7 protein-coding genes and 2 pseudogenes are annotated in these 7,411 nt (G+C 66.8%); 1 reads left to right on the forward strand and 8 read right to left on the reverse strand.

Annotated features, from left to right (window positions below; all coding sequences use genetic code 11):
- From P1X14_RS21160 to P1X14_RS21180, 5 genes and pseudogenes are all read right to left on the reverse strand, one after another.
- Positions 1-790: pseudogene (locus tag P1X14_RS21160) on the reverse strand (metalloendopeptidase); the annotation flags it as partial.
- Positions 791-796: 6 nt separating this feature from the next.
- The gene (locus P1X14_RS21165; RefSeq protein ID WP_277317409.1) at positions 797-1,219 is read right to left on the reverse strand and encodes a 23S rRNA (pseudouridine(1915)-N(3))-methyltransferase RlmH; all 423 of its coding nucleotides are present in this window, start codon (positions 1,217-1,219) and stop codon (positions 797-799) included.
- 22 nt (positions 1,220-1,241) lie between these two features.
- Positions 1,242-1,604, reverse strand: a complete 363-nt coding sequence (rsfS, locus tag P1X14_RS21170; protein ID WP_277317416.1) for a ribosome silencing factor — start codon at positions 1,602-1,604, stop codon at positions 1,242-1,244.
- Positions 1,605-1,630: 26 nt separating this feature from the next.
- On the reverse strand, positions 1,631-2,260 hold the full coding sequence (locus P1X14_RS21175) for a nicotinate-nucleotide adenylyltransferase (protein ID WP_277317410.1): 630 nt from the start codon (positions 2,258-2,260) through the stop codon (positions 1,631-1,633).
- Entirely contained in the window at positions 2,257-3,504 is a 1,248-nt protein-coding gene (locus P1X14_RS21180; protein WP_277317411.1) for a glutamate-5-semialdehyde dehydrogenase, read from the reverse strand. Before P1X14_RS21180 ends, P1X14_RS21175 begins: the two co-directional genes overlap by 4 nt.
- A gap of 111 nt (positions 3,505-3,615) precedes the next feature.
- On the opposite strand from P1X14_RS21180, the gene P1X14_RS21185 reads away from it, so the two are divergent.
- A complete protein-coding gene (locus tag P1X14_RS21185) occupies positions 3,616-4,671 on the forward strand; it encodes a DUF3667 domain-containing protein (RefSeq protein ID WP_277317413.1) in 1,056 nt (351 codons plus the stop codon).
- A 3-nt stretch (positions 4,672-4,674) separates the two neighbouring features.
- Here the strand turns inward: P1X14_RS21185 and P1X14_RS21190 are convergent, their stop codons facing one another.
- The 3 genes and pseudogenes from P1X14_RS21190 to P1X14_RS21200 all read right to left on the reverse strand — a co-directional run.
- Positions 4,675-5,040 carry a hypothetical protein gene (locus tag P1X14_RS21190; RefSeq protein WP_277317414.1) on the reverse strand — a complete coding sequence of 122 codons (366 nt, stop codon included), beginning with the start codon at positions 5,038-5,040 and terminating at the stop codon, positions 4,675-4,677.
- An 80-nt stretch (positions 5,041-5,120) separates the two neighbouring features.
- On the reverse strand, positions 5,121-7,079 hold the full coding sequence (gene ftsH, locus P1X14_RS21195; RefSeq protein WP_277317415.1) for an ATP-dependent zinc metalloprotease FtsH: 1,959 nt from the start codon (positions 7,077-7,079) through the stop codon (positions 5,121-5,123).
- A gap of 81 nt (positions 7,080-7,160) precedes the next feature.
- Positions 7,161-7,411: pseudogene (locus P1X14_RS21200) on the reverse strand (tRNA lysidine(34) synthetase TilS); the annotation flags it as partial.

Genomic DNA, 7,411 nt, shown 5'->3' on the forward strand with positions numbered 1-7,411 from the left:
CGCCCGGCTGGGGCGGACGCGGCAGCGGGCCGGGCAGCGCCTGAAGGTCCGCCTGCAATTCGGCCGCGTCGCTGCTGTTCTCGATCAGGTCGACAATGTCGGCCTCCGGCTCGCCCAGCGCGATCGCCTTGCCGGATTCGACCAGGGCGCTCTTGCCCAGTTCGGACGAACGCAGCCGGTGCTCGGCCTCCAGCCGCACCAGCGCGATCCGCTCGGCCTCGACCCGGCTGCGGCCTTCGCGCAGGCTCGCAACGGCCGCAACCGCTTCGGCGCGCAGGTTGCGGATACGGTTCAGCTCGCTGCGCACATCGGCCGTGCGCTCCGCAACGACCGGCATCACCGTACCCAGCACCGCGCGGACATGCACCATGTCCTCGGTCGAACCCGGCTGGACCAGAGCCAGCGCCGGCGGGCGCCGCGCCATCGATTGCAGCGCCGCGATCAGCCGCATGATCGGGCCCTGCCGCTCGGCCACGCGAGTGCGCTGATCGGCAAGCTGGCGGTCGACGATCGCGATCCGCGCCCGTGCCGACTGGATATCGGCTTCGGCCGCCTTGATCCGCTCGGCAGCGGCAGCCTCACGCGCGCGCGCCTGTGCCGCCTGATCGCGCTCGCCTGCGGCCTGCCGTTCCAGCGCTTCGGATCGCGTCTGCGCGGCCTTGGACTGCGCATCGGCAGTCGCAAGGCGGCCCTTCTGCTCCTCCAGCGTCGGCACCTGCGCCAGCAGCGATCCGCTGGCGAGAATCGTCACCAGTGCCGCGGTCAGGCCAAGGCTGCGCAGGGGTCCCATCGGGGCCTACCCTTCGCGATGATAGGGGTGGTTGGCAAGGATCGAGACGGTGCGCCACAATTGCTCTGCCAGCATTGCGCGCGCCATCATGTGCGGCCAGGTGGCGCGCCCGAACGACAGCAACAGGTCCGCACCCGCCCGCTCGGCATCGCCGAACCCGTCGGCCGCGCCGATCATGAAGCGGGTCTCGCGGATCCCGTCGTCGCGCCATGCGCCCAGCCGCTCGGCCAGCACGCGCGACGCCAGATTCTCGCCGGTCTCGTCGAGCATCACGATCCGCGTCGCACCCTCGATAGCCGGCAGTTTACCGCCGGTATCGGGCAATTCGCTCACCTTGGTCGGCCAGGTGATCCGCTTGAGATAGCGATCGACCAGTTCCGCTTCGGGACTACGCCCGATCCGGCCACGCGCGACGATGTGTAGCAGCATGGCCGGTCAGTCGCCTTACCGCTTACGCTTGCCCGGCATCGCCGAACGCCCACATGCGCTCGAGATTGTAGAAGCTGCGCACTTCGGGGCGGAACAGATGGACGATCACATCGCCTGCGTCGATCAGCACCCAGTCCGCCGTCGGCAGGCCCTCGACCCGCGCAGTGCGGCCGAACTCCGCCTTGATCTTCTCGGCGAGCTTGTTGGCCATCGACGCGACCTGACGCGTCGAACGGCCGCTCGCCACGACCATATAGTCGGCGATGCTGCTCTTGCCGGCGAGCGGGATCGAGACGGTCTCGACCGCCTGATCGTCGTCCAGCGAGGTGAGAACGAGCTGGTGCAGCGCCTCGACGCCGGGATCGGCTTCGGGCGTACGCTGCACATGGGGTTGAGTGGCCAAGAGGACTCCTAGGGACAAGACGGGTCTGCGCGGTCGTGTGATGGAGGCGGCGACAAGTAACGCCGATGCCAGGCGGGGTCGGCGGCCCGAAGGCTTGTCGCCGAAGTAGGATCAGGGCGGAAGCGCAACAGCACGAGTGCCGGCAATCTCCATCGAGTCCAGTTCTTCGCCTGGCCTGCGGGCCGCACAGAGCGCCGCAGCCAACTCATCGCAGGACTTGCGAGAGCGTCCCCTTCATACCCCGGACGGGCGATTACCGCAATCGGAACCTGCCGGGCGATCCGGCGCCACCCTTTCCACTGATGGAACTGCGCCAGATTGTCGGCGCCCATCAGCCAGATGAAGCGATGTTTCGGATGGATTCGCGGCAGCTTGGTCAGCGTATCCACCGTGTAGCGGGTCCTGAGTCGCTTCTCGATCGCAGTCGGCCGGATCGGCGCATGCCGCGCCATTGCGCGGGCCGATGCCATCCGCGCCTCGAACGGCGCCATGCCCTTTTGGGGTTTGAGCGGATTGCCGGGGGAGACCATCCACCACACTTCGTCGAGATCGAGCGCCCGGATCGCGTGAAGCGAGATGCGGCGATGCCCGTTATGCGCCGGATTGAACGATCCGCCGAGGAGGCCGATGCGCTTCAAGGCCTGGTCTGGCCCGTCCCGCGCACGATCCATTTGTACGTGGTCAGCCCCTCGAGCGCGACCGGACCGCGGGCGTGCAGCCGCCCGGTGGAGATGCCGATCTCGGCCCCCAGCCCGAACTCGCCGCCATCGGCGAACTGGGTCGAGGCGTTCCACATCACGATGGCGCTATCCACGGCGTTGAGGAAACGCTCGGCAGTGGCAGCGTCTTCGGTCACGATCGCGTCGGTGTGATGCGATCCGTGCGCGGCGATATGGGCGATTGCCGCATCCGCCCCGTCGACCCGCTTCACCGACAGGATCGAATCGAGATATTCGGTGTCCCAATCCTCGTCCGAAGCCGCGACCGCACGCGGCTCGATCGCGCGGATCGCGTCGTCCCCGCGCAACTCGCAACCGGCATCGGCCAGCGCGGTCAGGATCGGCGCCGGATCGGCAAAGCCGCTGTCGATCAGCAGCGTCTCGGTCGCGCCGCACACGCCGGTCCGCCGCATCTTGGCGTTCAGCGCGATGGCGCGCGCCATCTCCGGATCGGCGGCGCGATCGATATAGGTGTGGTTGATCCCGTCGAGATGCGCGAGCACCGGCACTTTCGCTTCGGCCTGCACCCGCGCGACCAGGCTCTTGCCCCCGCGCGGCACGACCAGATCGATCATGCCCTCCGCCTTCAGCATCGCGCCGACCGCCGCGCGATCGGTGGTGCCGACCAGCTGGATCGCATCCGCGAGATCGCCCAGCCCGCGCGCCAAAGCCGCATGAATCGCCCGGTTGCTGCGGATCGCTTCCGAACCACCCCGCAGGATTGCGGCATTGCCGGACATGAAGGCCAGCGCGCCCGCATCCGCGGTCACATTGGGCCGGCTTTCATAGATGATCCCGATCACCCCGATCGGCACACGAACGCGAGTCAGCACCATGCCGTTGGGCCGCTCGACCCGGTCGATCACCTGCCCGACCGGATCGTCGAGCCGCGCCACCGCCTCGACGCCCGCCGCCATCGCCTCGACCCGGCCGGGATCGAGCATCAGCCGGTCGAGCAGCGCGCCGCTCAGCCCGTTCTCGCGGCCCGCGGCCATATCCTCGGCATTGGCCGCGACGATTCCCTCGCTGTCCGCCCGGATCGCCGCTGCCGCCGCCAGCAAAGCCTCGCGCCGCACGGCCGTGTCCGTCGCAGCCAGACGCCCCGCGGCAACGCGCGCGCGTGCGGCAAGTTCGGTCATCAGCGAGACGGGATCGTGGATCATGTCCGGCGCTTAGCATTGCAGGCGCGGCGCCGTCACGTCTCCAGCAAATTGTGTCCCGCAAAGCTGAGCTAAGCCTCGCGCGAATCCGCTCCACCTGCTATCCTCCAACGCGTGTCGGGGGAATTCGAAGCGGCGGGCGAAATCGTCACCGGGGGGCTGATCGGCCGCGCGGTGGAGCCGCGTGCCGGCGAGGGCCATGGCGAGGGCAGCCTGTGCCTCAATTGCGGGACGGCGCTGATCGGCCCCAATTGCCATCGCTGCGGCCAATCGGCCCATGTCCATCGCTCGCTCGGCGCGATCGGGCATGAGATCCTCCACGGCGTCGCCCATTTCGAAGGCAAGCTCTGGCGCACCCTGCCACTGCTCGCCTGGCGGCCCGGCGAACTGACCCGCCGCTATGTCGAGGGCGAGCGCGCGCGCTTTGTCTCGCCGATGGCGCTGTTCCTCTTCTCGATCTTCACGATGTTCGCGGTGTTCCAGATCGTCGGGCTGCAGCCGCCGAGCGATATCAACACCGGCACCGGCACCACCGCGCTGATCGAGCAGATGCGCAAGGACGCGGTGGAGGAGCGTGCCGACGCGATCGAGGCGCGCGACAAGCGCAAGGCCGGCGATCCCCGGCGCGCCCGCTATGAAAAGCGGATCACCGAAGCCGAAGCCACCATCCGCCAGCTCGACGCCATCCCGAAGGCAGCCGTCACCAACGCCCCGCGCGTCACCGATCTGAAGACCGGCTGGTACGCACTCGATCACGGTGTGGAGAAGTGGAACAAGAACCCGTCGCTGATGCTCTACAAGCTGCAGACCAGCGTCTATAAATTCTCGTGGCTGCTGATCCCGCTGTCGCTGCCGTTCGTGTGGCTGCTGTTCTGCTGGAAGCGGCAGTACCGGCTGTACGACCACACGGTGTTCATCACCTATTCGATCGCGTTCATGTCGCTGCTGTTCATCGTGATCACCTTGGCAAGCGCCATCGGCGTGCCCGCGGGCTGGATCATCGCCGCCAGCCTGCTGGTGCCGCCGATCCACCTGTTCCGCCAGCTGCAACAGGCCTATTCGCTCAAGCCCGTCTCGGCGGTGATGCGCACAATCGTGATGCTGTGGTTCATCACCATCATCGTCTCGATCTTCCTGACGATCCTGGTTGTAATGGGGCTGCTGGGTTAGACCCTATCTACACGGATAACGCCGCTTCATGATCGCGTAGAAGGCGGTCCGCATGCTGATACCGCGCTGCGAGACCGGGATCTTCTCCAGCTCGGCGATGAATTCGTCCTGGCTCATCGCCTGGCTGGCGGGCGGCGGACAGCTGTGCGGCTTGCGGCCCGCTTTCTGCGCAGCGGCCAGATCGGCGCGATAGGCCGTGCGAATCCGGGCGACCTCATCGCGCAGCAGCTGGATATCGGGCGATCCGAGCGCGAGGATACCGCGCGCCTTGAGCGCATGCACCTTGCCGAGAAACTCGGCCACGGTCATCGCATTGGCCGGCACGGCGGCAAGGCACAGCAGGATGGCGGCGGCAACCAGTCGCTTCATGTGAAAAACCCCTCCCCGATGTCTCGGGAAGGGGTTGTTTCGCGTAACTATGGCTGAAGTCAGGCCCCTTGCGATGTAAGTCAGGCGCCTTGCGGCGTGGGATTGCCGAACGGACCCTTGGGCCGGCGGATCTTGGGGATCGAGGTGCCGCCCGCCGCAACCGGGGCCGCGGTGGCGCCCGGATCGTCCCGGCCGATATCGTCGCCCGCCACGATCCGCTTGATCTCCTCGCCGGTCAGCGTCTCATACTCGAGCAGCGCATTGGCGAGCAGATGGAGCTGGTCGATCTTCTCGGTCAGCACGTCGCGCGCGCGATGCAGGCCCTGCTCGACCAGCTTCTTGATCTCGTCGTCGATCCGCTTGGCGGTATCGTCGGACATCGGCGCGTTGCGCAGGCCCGACTGACCCAGATAGCTGTCTTCCGAGTAGGTCCATTCCAGCGGACCGATATCGTCCGACATGCCCCACTGGGTCACCATCGCGCGGGCCAGACGGGTGGCCTGCTTGATGTCGCCCGAGGCGCCCGACGAGACCTTGTCGTGCCCGAAGATCAGTTCCTCGGCCACGCGGCCGCCCATCACGGTCGCCAGATCGGCGAACATCTTGTCGCGGTGATAGGAGTAATTGTCGCGCTCGGGCATCGACACGACCATGCCGAGCGCACCGCCGCGCGGGATGATCGTCGCCTTGTGGATCGGATCCGAAGCCGGCTCATAGACGCGGACCAGCGCGTGACCCGCCTCATGATAGGCGGTCATCCGCTTTTCGTCCTCGGTCATCACGAGCGACTTCCACTCGGTGCCCATGATGACGCGGTCCTTGGCCATTTCGAACTGGGCCATCGACACCAGCCGCTTGCCGAGACGCGCCGCCATCAGCGCGGCTTCGTTGACCAGATTGGCGAGGTCCGCGCCCGACATGCCCGGCGTGCCGCGCGCAATGGTGCGCGGATCGACGTCGGGCGCCAGCGGCACCTTCTTCATATGGACCTGCAGGATCTTCACGCGGCCCTCGATATCCGGGGTCGGCACGGTAATCCGGCGATCGAAGCGGCCCGGACGCAGCAGCGCAGGGTCCAGCACGTCGGGACGGTTGGTCGCCGCAATGATGATGATGCCTTCGTTCGCGTCGAAGCCGTCCATCTCGACCAGCAGCTGGTTCAGCGTCTGCTCGCGCTCGTCATTCTGGTTGCCGATACCGCCGCCGCGCGAACGGCCGACCGCGTCGATCTCGTCGATGAAGACGATGCACGGCGCCGATTTCTTGGCCTGTTCGAACATGTCGCGCACGCGGCTCGCGCCGACGCCGACGAACATCTCGACGAAGTCCGAACCCGAAATGGTGAAGAAGGGCACGCCGGCTTCGCCCGCGATCGCGCGGGCGAGCAAAGTCTTGCCGGTGCCGGGCGAACCGACCAGCAGCGCGCCCTTGGGAATCTTGCCACCGAGGCGGGCGAACTTGGTCGGATCGCGCAGGAATTCGACGATCTCCTGAAGCTCCTCGCGCGCCTCGTCGATGCCCGCCACGTCATCGAACGTGACCTTGCCTTCCTTCTGGGTCAGCAGGCGGGCGCGGCTCTTGCCGAAGCCCATCGCGCCGCTGCCCGAATTCTTCTGCATCTGGCGCAGCACGAAGAAGGCGATGCCGAGGAACAGCAGGAACGGCAGCGACTGATAGAGGAGATAGACCCAGATCGACGGCGTCTCTTCGGGACGCGCGGTGATCTGGACATTCTTGCTCAGCAGCCGGTCGACCAGCTGGGGATCGCCCGGGCTGTTGGTGCGGAACTTGCCGTCATTGGTATAGGTACCGCTGATCGCATTTTCGGCGATATTGACGTCCTTGACCTCACCCGCATCGACCTTGGCGAGGAACGCCGAATAGCTGATGCCCTGACCGGCAGTCTGCGCGTTCGGACGGTCGAACAGCGTCAGCACCAGCGCCAGCGCGGCGAGGATGCCCACCCAGATCAGCAGGTTCTTCATCCAGGGATTGCCCCCCGGATTGCCGTCGCCATTGGGCTTGTCGTTCTCGTTCATGCGGATTCGGTACCTTTCCTCACCCGACAAGATAGGCACAGGTGCGTTAATGGCAATGGAACGGCCGATTCTTTGGGCCGATCAGTGTGATCGATGCGGCGGCGCCAGCCGGAAATGCCATTCGCCGCGAAGCGCACGTCCCTGTACCCCCGCGATCGTACCGACGCCGCCGGCAGCCAGTGTGTCCATCAGACGGTCGAGTCCCTGATCGCGCCACGGCGCAGCCTTGCCGCCGCCGAGCCGTACATGGCTGACCGCGCGATGCGCCAGCCGCCGCGCCAGTTCGCGCGGCAATCCCGACGCGTCCAGCCAGGCCTCGCCGTCCTCCAGCC

The sequence above is a fragment of the Sphingomonas sp. AOB5 genome (assembly GCF_029433115.1).
In the GTDB taxonomy this organism is placed as follows: Bacteria; Pseudomonadota; Alphaproteobacteria; order Sphingomonadales; family Sphingomonadaceae; genus Sphingomonas.

Bases quoted from the DNA above. Each gene is read 5' to 3' on its own strand.
- P1X14_RS21165 (WP_277317409.1), bottom strand. From the start codon at position 1,219: ATGCTGCTACACATCGTCGCGCGTGGCCGGATCGGGCGTAGTCCCGAA.
- P1X14_RS21180 (WP_277317411.1), bottom strand. From the start codon at position 3,504: ATGATCCACGATCCCGTCTCGCTGATGACCGAACTTGCCGCACGCGCG.
- P1X14_RS21190 (WP_277317414.1), bottom strand. From the start codon at position 5,040: ATGAAGCGACTGGTTGCCGCCGCCATCCTGCTGTGCCTTGCCGCCGTG.
- ftsH (WP_277317415.1), bottom strand. From the start codon at position 7,079: ATGAACGAGAACGACAAGCCCAATGGCGACGGCAATCCGGGGGGCAAT.